We start from the raw sequence: 19,948 nt of genomic DNA, 5'->3' as shown, positions 1-19,948 counted from the left end.
TTCCTCTTCTGTGAGTTCTGAGTAAAAAAGTGAGATTCTCCACTCAGCACTAAGCACGGTCTAAAGACCCCGCTACTGCTAACAGCACTCAATACCCAATACTCATGCGAGCCAGTGCTAGAAAATAAGCAATCTGCTTTACTACTGCACTACCTCTAAAATTTTCAATCCTGTTTTGTCCCCGCTAGACTGTAAACATAATCATGGAAAATTATCGTATTGAGTAGCTATATAATTTTTTGACCGTTTAGATGTAATTAGTTCATGGAATCTTTATCATTGTTATTCATCAACGACCAAATGATCTCTATAATGATTTAATTTAAAAGTCCTATAAGTGTTTAACCATTTTCACATAATTAATTCATGGAATCTTTATCATTTTTGACAATTAATGACCAAATAATTTCTATTGAGGAAGCTGTAAAGTACCTGCAAGCCTCTGGAAAATTGGGGCAGTTCATTGGGGATATTCTCCGCCAGCACGTAATTGAGCAAGAAATCCGAACACGAGACGATATTGAAATTGGTACAGCAATAACCGAACAGTCCATTATTGACTTTAGACTTAAAAATCAACTGACCGATCCTCAAAGTTTTCAAGAATGGTTAAAAACCAATAACACAGATTATGCCGCATTCCATACATCAGTTACTTTTGGTTACAAGTTAGAAAAGCTGAAAGCTGTAGTCACGGAAGCAAAAATCCAAGAATATTTTATTGAACGCAAAATCTTTTTGGATCGGGTGGTACTTTCTCGGATAGTTGTTAATAATCGAGAATTAGCAGACGAACTACAAACCCAAATTGAAGAAGGAGGTAGTTTTGAACAACTAGCTAAAGAGTATTCACTTTCAGATGACCGAATTGTCAACGGCATGATGGGAATAGTCAGCCGAGGAAGTATGCCGGATATATTACGGGCAGCTATTGATGTGGCAAGTCCTGGACAATTAATAGGACCAATAGAAATCGTTGGCAAAGACTCTCCCCAAGGAGAAGGACCTTATGGTTTGTTTCGAGTAGAACAATTTCTGCCAGCGTCTTTAGAAGATACTCAACTCAAGCAAGCACTACAAAATGAGTTATTTGAGAAATGGCTAGCAGAGAAAATTCAAAAACTGACAGTCAAGCTACAAGTGAGTTAAAAATTCTGGATAATGAATCTTTACGATTAAAAGTGCTAGCTTCTTTGCCTTGGAATCAGCCACCGCTATGCTGGCTGACTCCCGAGCAACAATCCCAATTGGAAAATGAGTGTCAAACTCGTCAGTATCGTTTGGGAGAAAAAATTTGGTCTAACGATGTCGGTCGTTACCAATTCTTAATTGTGGCTGGAAAAGTTCGCTTACGAGAAGAGGGAGTTGGCAAACCTTTGGCAGCCCTAGAAGTGGGGGATTGGTTTGGTGATTTACAAAAGCTGTCTGCGGATTTTAAAGCTGTAGCTGCTAGCAAAGAAGTAGTAGTAGTGTGTTGGGATACAGCGCTGTGGACAGAATTTTCTAACCCACAAATTCAGGAATTTTGGCAAGTCTTACCAGTGGATATGGAGGGAGAAAGAGAAACATTTTCCTTCTCTTCCACTCCTTCAGTAACAGTCTCAGATCGGACTTCCAGCCCTCACAGCCTCCAACCCCAAAAACGACTCCCAGCCGCGAATTTAATCATCTCAAATTATCCATTTGTTGCTAGCTGGAACACTGCGGCTGCTTGTTTAACAATGGTAGCGCAACAGCTAGAAAACTCTGTGCAACTGGAATGGGTGCAACGTCAACTCAGAGGACAACGCCCAAAACAGGTTGTGGAAGCAGGAGAAAAGTTAGGGTTAGTGTTGCGGCGGTTACAAGTGAGTTGGGGTGAGTTGCGACAACTGTCATTTCCAGCTTTACTATTATGGAATTCTGACTCACCCCAGAGTCCATCTTGGGTGGTAGTTTATGGAGTTAAGGGCGATCGCTTAATTATCGCTAACCCTCTAAATCCCGATCGCATTTGTGAAAGCTTACCACAATCCATAGTTGAGGCATCGTGGGATGGACAATTGTGGCAAGTAGAACTCATATCTAAACAAGAAACATTTAATCTCAGTTGGTTTACCCCAGCAGTTTGGAAGTATAAGGGATTACTAACAGAAGTATTATTAGCATCTTTTACCTTGCAGCTTTTGGGGCTAACAACACCACTAATTACGCAAGTAGTTATTGATAAAGTAATGGTGCAGGGGAGTTTGCCGACTCTTGATGTTATGGCGATCGCACTTCTTTGTGTAGCCATATTTGAGTCCGTACTTGGCATTCTGCGCCTATTCATCTTTACCCATACAGCCCGCCGTCTGGATTTAAGTTTATCAGCACAGCTATTTCGCCATCTGATGCGTTTGCCTTTGGCTTATTTTGAGTCGCGGCGCGTCGGAGACACGGTAGCACGAGTCCAGGAACTCGAACAAATTCGTCAGTTTCTCACGGGTACAGCATTAACTGTAATTCTGGATAGCATCTTTGCTGTGGTGTACCTGGCATTGATGTTTTACTATAATGTCCCACTCACCTTTGTGGCTTTAGCAGTACTGCCACTGTTTGCAACTTTGACGATAGTTGCAACACCAATTCTGCGTAACTGGCTCAACGAAACTTTTAACCGGAGTGCCGATAGTCAATCCTTTCTAGTAGAGACAATCACGGGGATTCATTCCGTTAAAGCCCATGCAGCAGAACCAGTAGCCCGCGATCGCTGGGAAGGCTTATTTGCTCGCTTCATCCGCACAGGTTTTAAAGCCTCTACCACCTCCAATATCAGCAGCAACATTGGTGACTTCCTGACTAATTTTTCCACCATGCTGATTCTCTGGTTTGGAGCCAAATTAGTCATCGAACAAAAGCTCACAATTGGACAGCTAATTGCCTTTCAAATGCTATCTGGCAGAGTCACGGGCCCACTTTTGCGCTTAGTACAGTTATGGCAGACTCTCCAACAAGTGCTACTTTCTGTAGATCGCATTGGTGATATTCTCAACGTCTCCCCAGAAGCTGAACTAGGAACTGGTCTAGTTTTACCACCTCTGAAAGGACAAGTCACCTTCGAGCAAGTATTTTTCCGCTACCGGCCGAACTTTGAAGCAATTCTGCGGGGAATCTCTTTCAATGCTGAACCAGGGCAATTTGTTGGCATTGTCGGACGTAGTGGTTCTGGGAAAAGTACCCTGTCTAAACTATTGCAACGCCTCTATCAAATTGAATCAGGACGCATCTTAATTGATGGTTTTGATATTAAAAGTGCCGATTTAGCCTCACTGCGGCAACAAGTTAGTGTAGTTCTCCAAGAAGACTTTTTATTCAACGGTTCCATTTTGGAAAATATCACTCTCGGTACTCCCGACATTACCGCAGAACAAGTGGTAGAGGCGGCAAGACTAGCAGTAGCACACGACTTCATCAGTCAATTGCCCTACGGTTACGAAACCAATGTGGGTGAACGCGGTACAGCTTTATCTGGCGGACAAAGACAACGTATTGCCCTCGCAAGGTTATTTCTTTCCCAAGCGCCGATTTTAGTTTTGGATGAAGCTACCAGCGCTTTGGATAGTGAAACTGAACAACAAGTACTACAAAACCTGCAAAAAGTTTCCGCTAACCGTACTGTGTTTCTGATTGCTCACCGTTTTGCCCCTCTCAAACGCGCTGATTTGATTTTGGTATTAGAACAAGGCGTGATTGCCGAACGTGGGACTCACTCAGAGTTATTGCAACAAAAGGGTTTGTATTGGTCACTATATCAACGGCAGCAAGCAAACATTTAGTAGCTTTAACAAGCTTTTAATTTGTGCTTATTTGATGCCTGAAAAGCCACTTAAATATAGTCTTTGGCGAATGAAATTATAATTCATTCGCCTTTTAAATTGCTTAAGTATGCAGAAAACTGTAATCTTACTTGCTAATTACGTAATTTTATAGTTAAGTGTATTTGTAGCACCTGTCTTACAAAGAAATATTTTCCGGCTCATTCCCTTATATATCAAGGATTTGAGTACTTTTCTTGGTGCAAATTTACTTGAATATATGAGGTGAAAGTACTAATGTTTTTTACCAAAGACTCTAACTCTATTAATGAAAATTCTGGTATAAAAGCCAGCCTTCTATCATCAAAAAAATCTAATATTTTTGATAATCAGAATACTGACTCTAGCTTCAGTCTGAGTGGTGTAAATAGTTTTAGATCCAGCGATCGCAGTAGTTATACTTCTACGGAAATCGACGCTTTCGGAGGTAAAAACAATTATGCCAAGAAGAGTAATTTAAGCAACGGAAATTCTACTCAAGCGATCGCTGCTATTCAGCCAGACCTAATAGCACGTACCGTTTCAACTCCCAGTTATGCCGCAGGTGGCAGTACCATTCAACTGAGCTATGAAATTGAAAACCAAGGCAATGCCAGTGCTGGTTATAGCTATATCAAGTTTTATCTGTCTCAGGATCTCTCTTTAGGGAGTGAAGATATATTTTTAGGCGATGACTATGTTGATAACATCCTATCTGGTTACTATCGGTCAGAGTCAACCACACTCACCATCGGCAATAGCGTCGCCGCAGGTAGCTATTATTTGGTGTATCAAGCCGATGGCTATAACTATGTTGCCGAAAGCAACGAAAACAACAATGCTGTTGCTGACGTAATTAATATTACTAAACCAGACCTGATAGTACAAAATACCTCAAATCCCAGTTCGGCGGCGGCTGGAAGTAGCATTCAACTGAACTATCAAATCAAAAATCAAGGCAATGCCAGTGCTGTTGCTAGCAACACCAAGTTTTATCTCTCCCAAGATTTAAATATTGGAAACGAAGATGTGTACTTGGGCTATGACTACGTTAGCGGCATTGCTGCGGGTAGTTATAGTTCCGAGTCAACCACACTCAGTCTTGGCAGTAACATCACTGCTGGGAATTATTACTTAGCATATATAGCCGATGGTGATGGGAATGTTGCTGAAAGCAATGAAACTAACAACGGTATTGCCGGAGTAATCACCATTACTCCAACTCAAAAATCAGACCTGATAGTTCAAAATACCTCAGCCCCTAGTACAGCATCAGTTGGTAGCACTATTCAACTAAGCTATCAAGTCAAAAATCAAGGTGTTGGTGGTGCTGTTGCAACTACCACCAAGTTTTATATATCCAAGGATAATGCTTTTAGTAATGACGATGTATTGTTAGGCTCCGATGGCGTTAACGCTATTGCCGCAGGTGCTACTAGCTCAGAAACAGCATCGCTGATCATTAACAATGCGATCGCCACAGGTAACTATTACTTGCTCTATCAAGCTGACGGCGCAGGAAATGCAGTTGAGAGCAATGAAACCAATAACTTTGCTAGTAAAGCGATCGCTATTACCCAAGCAGACTTAATAATACAAAACGCTGTATCTCCGATTACAACAGCCGTTGGTAGCACTATTCAACTAAGCTATCAGGTCAAAAATCAAGGTGTTGGTAGTGCTGTTGCAACTACCACCAAGTTTTATATATCTAAGGATAATGCTTTTAGTAATGATGATGTGTTGCTCGGCTCCGATGGCGTTAACGCTATTGCCGCAGGTGCTACTAGCTCAGAGACAGCATCGCTGATCATTAACAATGCGATCGCCGCAGGTAACTATTACTTGCTCTATCAAGCCGATGCTAATGGCAATGTTGGTGAAAGTAACGAAACTAATAACATTGTCAGCAAAGCGATCGCTATTAATGGCCCTAAACCAGACCTAATTATCCAAAATATTTCGGCTCCTAGTCTTGTTGACCCCGGTAGCTTAATCACTGTCAATTACCAACTAGCCAATCAAGGTACTGCCAGTGCTGGTTCTAGTACAACGAAGTTTTATCTTTCTAAAGATACGACCTTGAGCGGCGATGACACATACTTAAGCTATTCCCGAAGCTACTTATACTCTGGATTGGGCGCTGGTAAATATAGTTCAGAGTCTTACTCTTTAATACTCAGCAGTAATATTACTTTTGGAAATTACTACCTGCTATTACAAGCCGATGGCAATAGCGAGATTTTTGAAAGTAATGAAAACAACAACGTTACGGCCAAAGCAATTACGATTGCAGCACCAGACCTATTAATACAAAATCCTTCGGCTCCTGCTAGCGCCAACATTGGTACAACAATCCAACTAAGCTATCAGGTAAAAAATCAAGGTAATGGTAAAGCAGGTGTTAACACCACACGCTTTTATCTTTCTAAAGATACCAGCTTCAGTATTGAGGACATTTCGGTCGGTTCGGATATTATCGGTATCTCTGACATTACTCCCTCTGCTGTAATTTCCGAGTCTACATCCCTATACCTTTCCAGCACTATTACTCCCGGTAGTTACTATCTCCTATACCAAGCAGATGGTTTTGGGTCATTGAGAGAAAGCAATGAAAATAACAACGTCGTTGCCAAAGCAATTACAATTACTGCACCAGACTTAGTAATAGTAGATACTTCAGTTCCAACTAGCGCCGCTATTGGTACTACACTTGAATTTACCTATAAGATCAAAAATCAAGGTAATGGCAATGCTGGTAGCAGCAAAACAGCTTATTCTCTTTCCAGAGACACAATTTTAGGCAATGATGATGATATATCGATAGGGTACGACACTGTTCCCATTCCAAGCCTGGCACCCTCTGCTATATTTTCAAAGTCCATATCTTGGACTATTGACACCACCATTGCAGCAGGTAAATACTATTTGATGTTCAAAGCCGATGGATTGGGAGATGTTGCCGAAAGTAATGAAAGTAACAACTCGGTTTACCATACACAAGCAATTAGTCTCACTCCTATTAATGGTGGCGGGTTTAACTCAACTATAGGTTATGGCTTAATTAATGCCGCCGCCGCCGTAGCAAAAGCTTTAGGTCAGAGTACCTTTGCTGATGTTCCTGACTTGGGTGGTGATAATTGGGGAGCTGACTTAGTGAAAGCACCGGAAGTCTGGGCTAAGGGATACACAGGTCAGGGTGTGATCGTTGCTGTGATAGATAGTGGAGTAGATTACAATCACTCAGATTTGAGCGCTAATATCTGGAAGAATACCAAGGAAATCGCTGGCAACGGCAAAGATGATGATGGCAATGGTTACATTGATGATGTCAACGGCTGGAACTTCGTCAGCAACAACAACAATCCATTAGACGACAACGGTCATGGTACTCATGTTGCTGGCACTATTGCTGGGGTGAAAAATAACTTTGGTGTCACTGGTATTGCCTATAATGCCAAGATTATGCCAGTGAAAGTTATGAATAGCGATGGTCAAGGAACTAATAGTGCGATCGCAAATGGTATTCGTTATGCAGTCAATAACGGAGCTAATGTCATTAACCTCAGCTTAGGTGGTTCTGCAAGTAGTGAGATACAGTCAGCTATTCAATATGCTGCCAGCAAAGGCGCAATTACCGTCATGGCAGCAGGTAATGATGGTAAATCAGAACCAGACTATCCCGCCCATTATGCTACCCAGTGGGGACTTGCGGTTGGAGCAGTCTCTTATAATGGCGTACTGGCTGACTTCTCCAACCGAGCTGGAACAACTCCACTTGCATACGTTACAGCTCCAGGAGTCGATATTTACTCGACACTTCCAGGTAATAATTATGATTTCAAAAATGGTACTTCTATGGCAACTCCTAATGTTGCTGGGGTAATAGCTTTGATGCTCAGTGCTAAAAAAGGTTTAACTGATGCCCAAGTGCGTCAGATTGTCACAACGACAGCAGCAAATAGTTTGGCATAGAATCATCCCTTAAGTGTCATTTATCAAAGGTAAATTGCAATTTCTATAAGCGCCAGAATGAGCAGCAAATGCCACTCATTCTGCCGCTTTTTTTATAATTAAGTGTATTCTAAATAGCTATTCACAAAAAGCATGATTCTCATAATAATTTTTTGGTAATAGAATTAGCATTTTATTATTAAATTTCATAGTAATTATTAACAATACGGCTTATTCACACGTTAGAACTTTTATTTAACAAAAGTTCTAGCAATTTTAGCTGTTAAAAAGCATTTCTATTTTTGAGAAAAAACAATTATGCTCAATGATAATACTAATAACAATTTATTTTCTACTAATAAAAGCTTAAATTTTACTTCAATCTCTTCATTAGATACATTTAATACTAAGAATGACACCAGCCTCAACTTAAGCAGACGTAGTAGCTACAACTCAGCCGATTCTCATGTGCAGTTACTAAATAATAGTAACTACGAAAATAGCAGTAACGCTACTACTAATGCTTTTACCACGCAAAGTTATAACTCTACCAATGGCTATGGCTTAATTAATGCAGCAGCAGCAGTGGCTAAAGCTACTAATCAGAATACCTTTGCTGATGTTCCCGATCTTGGTGGTAATAATTGGGGAGCAGACCTTGTTAAAGCACCAGAAGTTTGGGCACAAGGATACACAGGTAAAGGCGTTGTTGTCGCTGTTATAGATACTGGGGTTGACTATAACCACGAGGATTTAAAAAATAATATCTGGACAAATACCAAGGAAATTGCGGGTAACGGTATAGATGATGATGGCAATGGCTATATTGATGATAATTACGGCTGGAACTTTGCAGATCAAAACAACAACACGCTAGATAACAATGGTCACGGTACTCATGTTTCTGGCACGATCGCAGGAGAAAATAATAACTACGGTGTCACTGGTATTGCATACAATGCCAAGATTATGCCCGTCAAAGTTTTGAATGAGTCTGGCTCTGGTTCCTATAGCTCGATATCTAAAGGTATTCGCTACGCTGTGGATAATGGAGCTAATGTGATTAACCTCAGTTTAGGAGGCACATCTTCCAATCGGACTCTGGAGTCAGCCATTAACTATGCCAGTAGCAAAGGAGTGATTGTCGTCATGGCAGCAGGTAATGATGGTGACTCATCACCAGACTATCCCGCCCGCTATGCATCCAATTCGGGAATTGCTGTTGGGGCAGTAGACAGAAATAATAATATGGCTGATTTCTCTAACCGCTCTGGAACAAATCAAATCTCTTATGTCACAGCCCCAGGAGTCAAGGTTTATTCATCAGTTCCGAATAATCAGTATGCCACTTATAGCGGCACATCTATGGCTGCTCCCCATGTGGCTGGTGTAGTTGCCCTGATGCTTAGTGCTAACCCCAGCCTGACTGATGCCCAAGTACGTCAGATTGTGGCAGAAACATCAGAAAACAGCACACAAAGTACAAACTCTAGTTTAAATATTTCTAATGTTAGTTCTTTGGCAAAGCAAGTGATGTCTACGACGGGCTACGCAGACACAGCAGCAAATAGTTCACAAAGTACAAACTCTAGTTTAAATATTTCTAATGTCAGTTCTCTGGCAAAGCAGGTGATGTCTGGTGACAACCTTCTACATATCAATGCACAAACCGCAAATTATCTCACACCAGAGACTATTGCTAGTTTGAATAATTCCGATGTTGGTTCTCTAATCGGTCAGACTGTTACAGAAACAGCAAAATATCTCACACCAGAGACTATTGCTAGTTTGAATAATTCTGATGTCGGTTCTCTAATCGGTCAGGCAATTACAGAAACAGCAAAATATCTCACACCAGAGACTATTGCTAGTTTGAATAATTCTGATGTCGGTTCTCTAATCGGTCAGACTGTTACAGAAACAGCAAAATATCTCACACCAGAGACTATTGCTAGTTTGAATAATTCTGATGTTGGTTCTCTAATTGGTCAGACTATTACAGAAACAGCAAATTATCTCACACCAGAGACTATTGCTAGTTTGAATAATTCTAGTGTTGGTTCTCTGATAGGTCAGACTATTATAGGCATCAATACGGATAGCAATGATGATAATAAAAATGAGAATAATCTTGATTTTTGGAAACTACTAGAGGGAATGCAAAAACAAATAGAACAGTATAAAAAATTCTTAGGTATCGCTTAAAAGTTATAGCGATTTGTAGTTGAGTCAAATACTATTCAGTTAGAAAAATCAAGCAACCCGCTTGTCTGTTACAAATGAATTTAGGGGTTTAGCATTGCTAAACCCTTACGTTTTAGATGTGGTTTGTGGAATGCATAGGAAGCGCTTTTGAAATAGTTATAAGAACAAGAGAGGCTACAAACCTATCTAACAGAAAATGCCTCATTGAACCGCCGTGTTACAGGCTCAGTAATAAATGTCAGAATTGACTTTTTACGAGTGACAATTTCACCTGTAGCAGACATGCCTGGTGTAAATTCTACCTCTTGACCACGTACATTAACTGAATGTTTATTTAGCTTAATTCTTGTAGGAAAAACTAAGCCCAATTCTTTATCAATAATTGCATTCGGACTGACTTGCATGACTTCGCCCTCCACAACGCCAAATTCTTGGAATGGGAAAGTCGCCATTTTCACTTTTGCCTTCATTCCTTGACGAATAAACCCAATATCGCGGTTAAGAACTTTCACCTCTAGAAGCATTTCTTCCCCTTCTGGCAAAATTGACAGCAATTCTTCACCAGATTGGACTGGCCCCTTGGTGGCTTTGACTCTGTAAATCGTACCTGCAACGGGAGCCTCAATCGTTTCTAAAGCTTGCTGCTTCCTCGCCTGCTCTAATTGACCTTGAACAGTTGTCAGTTCTTCTTTACGTTTGTTGAACTGTGTCAATATTTCACTTTGGCGTTCTGATGCTACACGCTGGGCCTGACTGCGGGCAGCATTGTAAGCTTGTTCTGCTTGGCGAATTTCTTGGGCTTGGGCAGCAATATCTTTTTCTAATGATGTGACTTTATCTTGAGCCTCTGTTATTCTATTCTGGGCGTTAGTCACTTCATCTTGCGATCTGGTAATTTCTGTCTTTGCACGAGTCAATCTTTCTTGAGCATCCAAGTAATCGACACGAGGTACAGCACCAGTAGTAATTAGGGTGCGTAAGCTTTTTTCCCTTTCTTGTGCAAGTGCCAAATTACTTTCAATTTTAATTCGGATGCTGTCTGCGTTGGCCAGGTTGGTTTTGGCATTAGCAAAGCTGCTTTTGGCATTAGCTAAGTTGTCTTGCAATCGAGTCAAGCGGACTTTGGCTTGATTGATTAGTGCTATTTGGCGATTTGCTTCTGCTTCTGCTCCTGCTTGACGCGCTTGGTAGTCTTGCAGGCGGGAAGTTAAAAGTTCATCCTGTAGTTTTGTCCCAGTTGTTTTGCCTCCAAGACGTTCTGCATCTAAACGTTGCAAATCGTCTTGAATCAATCTAGTTGATTTGGCTAGGCGGGAAACATCAGTTATTTGTAAGTCAGGGTCTTTTTGAATTAGAATTTGACCTTTGGTAACGCGATCGCCTTCTTGCACTTTCACACCGACAATTGATCCCCCACCCAAGGATGTCACTGGCCTAACCTGTGTGGAAGCAATTAATTCCCCTGGTGCTGTTGCTACTTCATCTATTTGCGAGAAGTACGCCCAAGCGATCGCTCCAAATACAATGGCGCTCATTGTTCCCGCTAATAATCTCGTGTACAGGGGTGGCAATTCCTGTACCGCCTTCCCCAACTCATAAGTGAGTTGTTCTTCTGGTTGGGCGAATCGCTCTTTTGTCTGACGTGCTTGAGCAGCATTTACCATATATTCTTATCCTTTGTTATTTGTTATTAGTCATTAGTCATTAGTCATTTGTCCTTGGTGATTCACTAATGACTTGTGTTTAATTCAAACTGTTAGATAACGCCGCAAAAAGTTTTCTAATGTCTCCAATTGGAAGTTAAAAATCGCTTCTAAATTGGCAATTTCATCTTTTGTACAGAAAAATTCGTTTGCTAGCAATGTGCGATAAGTTCCCAAAGCTTTTTGGACTTGGGGATTAAATAAACCCAATGCACCTTGTAATCCATCAATAAAAAATAGTGGTGAATTAATTATTACTGGCTCTTTGGCGAAAATCCGACCAAAAATCCGGGGAATATCTTCTCGTAATAAAATTTCCGGACCTCCCACTGGCAAAATCTGGTTACGAGCGCCTGCAACTGTCACAGAATCAACTATTATCCTTGCCAAATCATCGGTACTGACAATTGAGCTACGGTTTTTGCGATCGCCAATCAGCAGATACAATCCCGTTTCCCGAAATCGTTCTACCAGTGGCAGCAAGTTAGATGCTAATCCAGATGGGCGTAAAATTGTGTAATTCAAGCCACTAGCTGACAAATATCGCTCTACGGCTCGTTTGGCTTTGAACACAGGCGCGTCTTCATATCCGCGATCGGCTCCCAATACCGAAATGAAGACAAAATGCTCTACGCCGTTGGCTTTTGCTTGGTCAATCAGTTCAATATTGGCACGGTAATCTAAGGATAAAGCATCGCTATCAGAACCGTGGGCGCTGATAATATACTTCACACCTTGACTAGCTTTTTGAATATCTTTTTCCCGCAGCAAATCACCGATAAAGATTTCTGCACCCCGGTGTTCTAACTCGCTGTAGCGCGAGGTAAGGCGGACAAATGCCCGCACAGACTGTTCTCGTTGTCGAAGGAGTCGCACAACTCTGCGACCAATTCCTCCCGTTGCTCCAGTTACTAGAAACATATAAATACCTAAATTGAATAGTTGCAGCGTTTATAGTTGTCAAAATGCCCGATATATGCTCAAGATATCCTCACGCCAACTAAGCCAATTGGTCACACCTTATTTATCTTAATCTCAAAAAATTATCCCCCACATTTTTGTAGATGTAGGGGATAGGTTAATAAAATCAGTTTTATTGGCTCAAAAAGTCGATAGCTTGTTCAAGTGACATCTTAGCCTTGTGCAAGTTCAGCAGATTTTCTTGCTGATATCGGTCAGGATAGCTCATTTTTCTGCCTTCCAAAGTTATCCGAATCAGTGCTGTTTGTTCGTCTGTGGGTGAATTCATCTCCTCAACAGCAGAACTGATTACCTGGATAGCGTTAAAGTTAGGGGATTTTAACCCTTTACCTAGCTTCATTTGTTGGAGCGCTAAAAGTGGAAATGCCATCAGAGTTACGATGTACGAGGTTTTGTATCCTGCATTCCCGGTAGGTTTTACACCGTATCTTCGACATAAATCGCGTAATTCTTTAATAGTCTTGATTTCAAGTTCGGAACGCGTGAACATAAAATAGTAGTGTCCATTTTTTGAATTGGATATTGGTGGTTGTACTTCCGGCAAGTTGTCGCAACCACTAAAAAACAATCTATTGTTTTGGCACCAAGTAAATCAAGCCTTGTTTATATTTCTCAATAATGCCTAATCCTAAAGGGAACCCACAAAATTTACAACCAATTAAATCAAATAGAGAAGAATCATTAACAGAAAGAATTAACCTACGCATTACCAAAACTATGAAGGAAGAACTATCTACCAAAGATGATCCTCCAGAATTTTGCCGTCGTGCAATCCAGGAAGCATTAGATAAAGATAGAGAAAAGTAATCTCCAAGGGATAGTTGTCACAAATGCGTGAATTACTGCAATGAGTCAGCAATCAAGCAGGTTGAGAAAGTAAAAGCTGCTTTTGCTTGCGGAAAACACCGAAATTAGAAAGCAAACTGGGGTTTGAGAAAGCAAACCGGGGTTTGAGAAAGTAAAAGCTCATTTTGCTTGCGGAAAACACCAAAATTAGAAAGCAAACTGGGGTTTGAGAAAGTAAAAGCTCATTTTGCTTGCGGAAAACACTGAAATTAGAAAGCAAACTGGGGTTTGAGAAAGTAAAAGCTTCTTTTGAGTAAGTCAAATGTCATTTTGCTTATTAAATTCGACGTAACTTAAGTAATTATGTTAAGAAGATTTGTAGGTTGGGGAGAACGGAGTGAAACCCAACAAAGCCCTAAAAATCTTGGGTTTCGTTCCTCAAACCAACCTACATTAGAGTTATTTTTTAGGCAAAAACTCGCAGTATTTAGCTGAGTTAGAATCGTTGAAGAAGGATTTAAAGCAGTAAGTATAATGTGTTAGCAATTATTGCCGATATAGAGAAGTGGATGTGAGGAGACTTATAGATGAGTGACGAAGATCAGTTTGATGTCTTCCTTTGCCACAATAGCAAAGACAAACCTGAAGTTATAGAAATTGCTCATGAATTAATAAGACAAGGAATTAAACCTTGGCTAGATAGGTGGGCACTTCGTCCTGGTTTAGACTGGCAGTCTTCACTAGAAGAACAAATAGAAAATATTAAATCAGCAGCAGTTTTTGTAGGTAGCAGTGGATTGGGCCCCTGGCAAAATAAAGAGATGAAAGCTTTTTTAAACGAATTTGTAGAGAGAGGCTGTCCCGTGATTCCCGTTTTGCTTGGGAATACACCACAGCAGCCTAAACTTCCAATTTTTCTTAGGGGTCATACGTGGGTTGACTTTCGGACAGATGCTGAGGCTATGGAGCAGTTGATTTGGGGTATTACTGGACGAAAACCAAAGCTACAACAAGTAATTCAAGTTGATGATCTCAGTTCTGAGAAGCGAGTAAACTACACGCGATTGCGAGATTTGCTAGCAGCAGGCAAGTGGAAAGAAGCGGATGAGGAAACTTTAGCTGTCATGCTTAAGGCATCTAGCAGGGAAGAGGAAGGCTGGTTAGATAAGGAATCGATCAATAATTTTCCCTGTACTGACTTACGCACCATTGATCAAATTTGGGTAAAATACAGCAACGGGCGCTTTGGCTTTAGCGTTCAGAAGAAAATTTATCTCGAATGTGGTGGGAAGGCTGACGGTGAATATTATAAAGAAGCCTGGGAAAAATTTGGCGAGCGCGTAGGATGGAGAGTAGAAGGAAACTGGATTTGGGAAACTGAAGGAAACTGGATTTATGACGAGTCTTTAAACACTTCAGCACGAGAAGGACACCTTCCTATTGTCCAAAAGTGGGGTCATAGGGGTCATCACCTGCCCAAAACACAGCAAGCCCAGATCACATGGATGTCGCTTCCGGTTCGGTGGAACGGTCTTCCGCTTTGCTTTCAGGGGTTGCGTGATCTTTTTTCTCGTGCCGAGACTTGTGAAGTCTAACATATAAGCACTTCATAGCTTATATTAAATATTTGTAATAAGGTTACTTTCTACGAGTTAATCAACATCTGAGATCCGATACTTGGCACTGGCTGAGATTCTAGACTCAGGTATTTGCATCATTGCAAAATGTTGGCATTCCCCGCACGTCCGCCTCAGAATAAATTCTGCGGCTCATAGCAAAAGTCATCTAAAGCTGACTGAAATTCTTGTTTTACCCGCATTTACTGCCAGAAACAAGAAAAGAGTCTGTAAAAAGTTTTCCCAATTTAAAATCCCCCCACATCTTTGTAGATGCAGGGGGAGTATTAACAATTTAAAATTGTTTCAGATCGGGATTTAAACGCTTTGTGCAAACAGCCCACCTCAAAACTATTCAGCAGCTTTGTTATTAGCTCTATTAGCCCGCGCCTCAGCCGAAGCCATCACCTCATCCATATTCTCTAACACTTCGCCAGGGAAGTTTTCCAAAACTCTGGTAGAAAGAGCAACCCGCCCTTTACCCTCATCCAAGTCAATAATTACAGCTTTAATTGGCTGTCCAACTTTAAATACCTTTTCTAGAGAGTCGATGAATTTTTGGCTTACCTGCTTGATATGAAGCAAAGCCCCCATTCCATTTAAATCGACAAACACACCAAAAGGTTTGATGCCAGTAACTTTACCTTCCACTAGTTGACCTAGTTCTAATAAGCTGAAGTTGCTAGAACGAGTTGCTAATCGCTGAGAAAGGATGAGTTTGTTGGTGTTTTTATTAATTTCCAAAAAGCCCACAGTCAGATTTTGACCTTTGAGTGCGTCTAAGTTATCACGCTCTGCCAAGTGCGATCGCGGAATAAACCCCCGCAAGGAGAGAATATCGACGGTGACACCACCTTTATTCACACCCATAACCTTTACTTGCACAGTCTGAGCATTTTCCTGCATTTCCGCCAGTCGTTCCCAGATGTGCTGAATTTCCAACTGCTTGCGAGAAAGGGTGACTTGACCTTCTGCATCCTGATCTCGGATAATCAAAAACTGCATTTCCTCTTGCAATGGCAGCACTTCCGATAAATCGGTAACTGCTCTCAAAGAAGCCTCATCGCGCGGTAGAAAAGCTGACGACTTGCCACCAATATCGACATAAGCTCCATCATGGTCAAGTTGGAACACTTTGCCATGTACAACCTGTCCTTTTTGAAACTGGTAGTCGTGTTTTTCTAGCGCTTTGGCAAAATCGTCCATCGTAAATGACGAATTGGCTGTTTGAGAAAGTTTCGATTCGGAATTCATGACTTTTGAAGATTAATTTTTATTTGAGATGGTGCCATTGAAGTTTAGATTGTCATTAGTCATTTGTCAGTTGTCCTTTGCAAATAACAAATGACCAATGACTAATGACCAATACTTCTCTATGAGAGGCTGCGCCAAGGACTACGCTCAGTACAAGTAACCAATGACGAACTTGGTTGGATCGTTTTTAGATCAGTTGACCAAAAAGTTGTTTCACCTGCTCCCAAGCATCGGTTGCCGCTTTAGGATTATAACTGGCGCGAAGGTCACAGAAAAATCCGTGATCAGCTCCATCGTAGCGAAACACACGATGAGGAATTTTATATTTTTCTAACTCTGTTTCAATCTCATCTACTTGTTCAGGTGGGATGCTGGCATCTTCTGTACCAAAGAAGGCATAGACAGTACCTGGAATTTCTCTGGTGCGGGTAACAGTGGGAGCGCCGCCTCCTGGTGTGCGGGTGGTAATTCCAGCACCGTAGAAGGAAGCCGTAGTTTTAATATCTGGTAAGGTGGCTGCAAGATATGCAACATGACCGCCAAAGCAAAAGCCAATACAGCCAAAACTATCTTTTTTTACTTGGGGCAGATTTTTGAGGTAGTCAATTGCTAATTGAATATCGCTCAATAACTCTGATGCTTGAGTTTGCATGGCGTAGCCTCTGCCCGTTTCAATATCTTCGGGTGTGTATCCGGTTTCAAAACCAGGAGCAGTGCGTTGAAAAAGTGCAGGTGCGATCGCTACATACCCAAGTTTGGCAATCCGTTCTGTAACATCCCGAATGTGAACGTTGACACCAAAAATCTCTTGTAAAACCACAATTCCTGGGTAAGATCCAGGTTCTTTTGGTTCTGCCAGATATGCTGACACTTGAATATTATCTTGCAAAAGATTAACCGTTGTGGTAATTATTGCTTGCTCTGCCATAATAATTTTTACCCGTGTTATGTGATTAACGGTGTGTTTGTTTGATATAACTATGCCAGTATGCCGAGGTTATTTCCAATAGAATTACCAAATACCATAGTGAGCGCATTAAAAATTTCTACCAGAAAAATTTTATTTGTAAATCAAATATTTTGATATGTAGCAAATACAGCTGGTCACTAAAGGAGTGCTATGTATAGAAGTAACACTTAATACCCAAAACTCAGCACTTATCACTCAGCACTTAGTATTCAGGAGGTTTGGTGGTGATTCAATTCCGTATTCAGCCAGACAGCGAAATTCCCGCATCAACCCAGCTGTTTAATCAAATCCGCTTTGCGATCGCTTCTCGACAATATCCCCCAGCGTACAAATTGCCAAGCACAAGGGCATTAGCAATGCAAACTGGATTACACCGCAATACCATTAGCAAAGTTTACCGTCAACTAGAAGAAGACGGATTTGTTGAAAGTATGGCTGGTTCGGGAATTTATGTTCGTCCCCAAGGTCATGAGGGCGGTAGTCGGCTACAATCACCAATTCTCAAACAAAATCCTGACGCATATCAAGTTGTTCAGCAAGCACTCGATGATTTGCTCACCCAAGGATGTTCACTCAATCAAGCCAGAGAGCTATTTTTAGCGGAAATCGACTGGCGCTTGCGTTGTAGTGCGCGAGTACTGGTTGCAGTTCCATCCTATGATATGGGTGCTGGTGAATTGATGGTCTATGAATTGGAGCGATCGCTAAAAATACCAGTCCAGTTAGTAGCAATGGAAGAATTAACTGCTGTGTTAGATAAAACTACCTCTGCGACAGTAGTTACAAGTCGGTATTTTATCAGTAATGTAGAAGCGATCGCAGCCCCTAAAGCTGCACGGGTAATTCCTCTAGATATCTACGACTACAGCAAAGAACTCAGCCTCTTGAAAACCCTACCAAAAGAAAATTGTGTAGGTATAGTTAGCCTCAGTTCCGGGATTGCACGAGCAGCAGAAGTCATCCTCCACGGTCTGCGGGGAGATGAACTACTAGTAATGACTTCGCAACCAAAAGATGCCTATAAACTTCAGGCTATGGTTAAACGCGCTGAGGTAATCATCAGCGATCAAGCCAGTTTTGCAGCAGTGCAAGCAGCCGTACAAGCATCTGATGAAGATATTATTCGTCCTCCAAAGCTGATTAAGGTTGAAAATTATATCGGCACTAACTCGATTAACTTGCTCAAACGAGAACTAGGTTTGAGTTAATTACGACTTACGTAAAATACTCTCAAACTCTCATTTCTCTGTGTTCTCTGCGCCTCTGTGGTTTCCTATTCCGTAACGTAAAATCTATTAAGGGACTTGCAAAAAATAAATTATCCCAAATTATTTATGGATTTGTAGAGGCGCAACGCCTTGCGCCCCTACGACGGGATATTTTTTTAACTGGAAGTCTCTAATATCAAGGTAATTCAACTAACATCTTTGAGAGCAACTGATACGGGAGGGCTAAGGTAGTGCAGATTGTGATTGTAGGCGCAGGCCCAACAGGTGTAACCCTTGCCCTGCTCCTTACACAACGTGGTATTGCTGTAACCTTAATTGAAGCAGCAAAAGACTTTCATCGTGTTTTTCGTGGCGAAGGATTAATGCCCAGTGGATTAGATGCACTAGAGCAAATGGGTCTATCCGCGTTATTGGAGCATATTCCCCATCGACAACTCGACGCATGGGAATTCATTGTGGGGGACAAGCAATTGTTTCGAGTCGAAGAACCAATGGGGGCAACCCAACCCTGTACACTGGTTTCACAACCACCGCTACTTAATGCACTGATTTCGCAAGCTCAAACCAATGATGGGTTTGAATTTATCCGGGGTGTTCCAGTCAAAGATTTACGTTGGAGTAATCAACGTGTCGCAGGTGTAGTATTGAGCGATGGGAGAGAACTAACTGCTGACTTAGTGATTGGGGCAGATGGTCGAAATTCTCTTGTGCGACAACGTATAGGATTGGAATTAGTACGCCAGCCCAAAAATATTGATATTCTCTGGTTTAAACTTGCCGCCAGCCCTGAGTTTGCAGCCGATAATGTTTTTCGTACTATTGTAAATGGCGATCGCGTATTTACCATCTTTCACGGAGCAGAATCAGGAAAACTGCATCTAGCTTGGGTGATGTCCGCAACCGAAAACACTGACTCCAAACAAGCTAACTGGGCAGAGACTTTTGCCTCACTATCACCCTCATGGCTAGCAGAACATTTCCGTAATCATGCAGACACCATTGAATCCCCGATTCGGCTTTCTGTTGTAGTTGGTTATTGTCCACAATGGCACGCACCAGGGGTATTGCTTCTAGGTGACGCTGCACACCCAATGTCTCCTGTCCGCGCTCAAGGAATTAATCTAGCATTGCGTGATGTGATTGTCGCTGCTAATCACCTTGTGCCGTTGTTGCACAAAGAAGCCGAACACAAGGACATTGATATGGCACTATCGCGCATCCAAGCAGAACGTGAGCCAGAAATTATCTGCGCCCAGCAACTCCAGTTACAGGAAGCTAAACAAGGCGAACTACTGCGAAAAAATGCACTGTTGCGATCGCTGTTGAGTCAACTCGCTCCCTTGCTCCGTAAAATAATTAAAAAGTCTTGGTTAAAGCGACAATATAAAATGCGTCAAGGTATAACACAGGTTCATTTAACTGTGTAAAAAACCGC

Annotated in this window: 13 protein-coding genes; 8 read left to right on the top strand and 5 right to left on the bottom strand. The window is 41.5% G+C overall.

The features are described 5' to 3' along the window. Positions 1 to 366 precede the first annotated feature (366 nt). The 4 genes from H6G86_RS02080 to H6G86_RS02065 all read left to right on the top strand — a co-directional run bounded on the left by H6G86_RS02080 (position 367) and on the right by H6G86_RS02065 (position 9,974). Entirely contained in the window at positions 367 to 1,149 is a 783-nt protein-coding gene (locus H6G86_RS02080; protein WP_114084579.1) for a peptidylprolyl isomerase, read from the top strand. Continuing rightward, positions 1,098 to 3,797: a type I secretion system permease/ATPase gene (locus tag H6G86_RS02075; protein ID WP_190932874.1), complete on the top strand. Its 2,700-nt coding sequence runs from the start codon at positions 1,098 to 1,100 to the stop codon at positions 3,795 to 3,797. Before H6G86_RS02080 ends, H6G86_RS02075 begins: the two co-directional genes overlap by 52 nt. Before the next feature lie 276 nt (positions 3,798 to 4,073). Further along, positions 4,074 to 7,790: a CARDB domain-containing protein gene (locus H6G86_RS02070; protein WP_242064650.1), complete on the top strand. Its 3,717-nt coding sequence runs from the start codon at positions 4,074 to 4,076 to the stop codon at positions 7,788 to 7,790. Between the two features lie 297 nt (positions 7,791 to 8,087). Next, a complete protein-coding gene (locus H6G86_RS02065) occupies positions 8,088 to 9,974 on the top strand; it encodes a S8 family peptidase (protein WP_190932873.1) in 1,887 nt (628 codons plus the stop codon). Between the two features lie 182 nt (positions 9,975 to 10,156). On the opposite strand, the gene H6G86_RS02060 is transcribed toward H6G86_RS02065, so the two are convergent. From H6G86_RS02060 to H6G86_RS02050, 3 genes are all read right to left on the bottom strand, one after another. Further along, positions 10,157 to 11,638, bottom strand: a complete 1,482-nt coding sequence (locus H6G86_RS02060) for a beta-barrel domain-containing protein (protein ID WP_190932872.1) — start codon at positions 11,636 to 11,638, stop codon at positions 10,157 to 10,159. An 84-nt stretch (positions 11,639 to 11,722) separates the two neighbouring features. Next, positions 11,723 to 12,598, bottom strand: a complete 876-nt coding sequence (locus H6G86_RS02055) for an SDR family oxidoreductase (protein WP_190932871.1) — start codon at positions 12,596 to 12,598, stop codon at positions 11,723 to 11,725. Positions 12,599 to 12,770: 172 nt separating this feature from the next. After that, the gene (locus H6G86_RS02050) at positions 12,771 to 13,148 is read right to left on the bottom strand and encodes a hypothetical protein (RefSeq protein ID WP_190932870.1); all 378 of its coding nucleotides are present in this window, start codon (positions 13,146 to 13,148) and stop codon (positions 12,771 to 12,773) included. A gap of 128 nt (positions 13,149 to 13,276) precedes the next feature. On the opposite strand from H6G86_RS02050, the gene H6G86_RS02045 reads away from it, so the two are divergent. Beyond that, complete coding sequence (locus tag H6G86_RS02045; RefSeq protein WP_179071541.1) at positions 13,277 to 13,465, top strand: hypothetical protein; 189 nt, start codon at positions 13,277 to 13,279, stop codon at positions 13,463 to 13,465. 566 nt (positions 13,466 to 14,031) lie between these two features. After that, entirely contained in the window at positions 14,032 to 15,039 is a 1,008-nt protein-coding gene (locus H6G86_RS02040) for a GUN4 domain-containing protein (protein WP_190932869.1), read from the top strand. A 372-nt stretch (positions 15,040 to 15,411) separates the two neighbouring features. Here H6G86_RS02040 and H6G86_RS02035 read toward each other — a convergent pair whose 3' ends face one another. Both H6G86_RS02035 and H6G86_RS02030 read right to left on the bottom strand, forming a co-directional pair. Continuing rightward, complete coding sequence (locus tag H6G86_RS02035; protein ID WP_114085550.1) at positions 15,412 to 16,314, bottom strand: S1 RNA-binding domain-containing protein; 903 nt, start codon at positions 16,312 to 16,314, stop codon at positions 15,412 to 15,414. A 187-nt stretch (positions 16,315 to 16,501) separates the two neighbouring features. Then, entirely contained in the window at positions 16,502 to 17,242 is a 741-nt protein-coding gene (locus H6G86_RS02030; RefSeq protein WP_190932868.1) for a dienelactone hydrolase family protein, read from the bottom strand. Between the two features lie 266 nt (positions 17,243 to 17,508). On the opposite strand from H6G86_RS02030, the gene plmA reads away from it, so the two are divergent. After that, positions 17,509 to 18,492, top strand: coding sequence for a transcriptional regulator PlmA (plmA, locus tag H6G86_RS02025; protein ID WP_190932867.1), 984 nt, complete (start codon positions 17,509 to 17,511; stop codon positions 18,490 to 18,492). A 251-nt stretch (positions 18,493 to 18,743) separates the two neighbouring features. Then, positions 18,744 to 19,940 carry an FAD-dependent monooxygenase gene (locus H6G86_RS02020; RefSeq protein ID WP_190932866.1) on the top strand — a complete coding sequence of 399 codons (1,197 nt, stop codon included), beginning with the start codon at positions 18,744 to 18,746 and terminating at the stop codon, positions 19,938 to 19,940. The last annotated feature ends 8 nt before the right edge of the window (positions 19,941 to 19,948 follow it).

Source organism: Nostoc sp. FACHB-133 (assembly GCF_014698055.1).
Lineage (GTDB): Bacteria > Cyanobacteriota > Cyanobacteriia > Cyanobacteriales > Nostocaceae > Nostoc.
The sequence above is the reverse complement of the archived record's forward strand: the minus strand, read 5'-3'. Positions and strand labels throughout refer to the sequence as shown.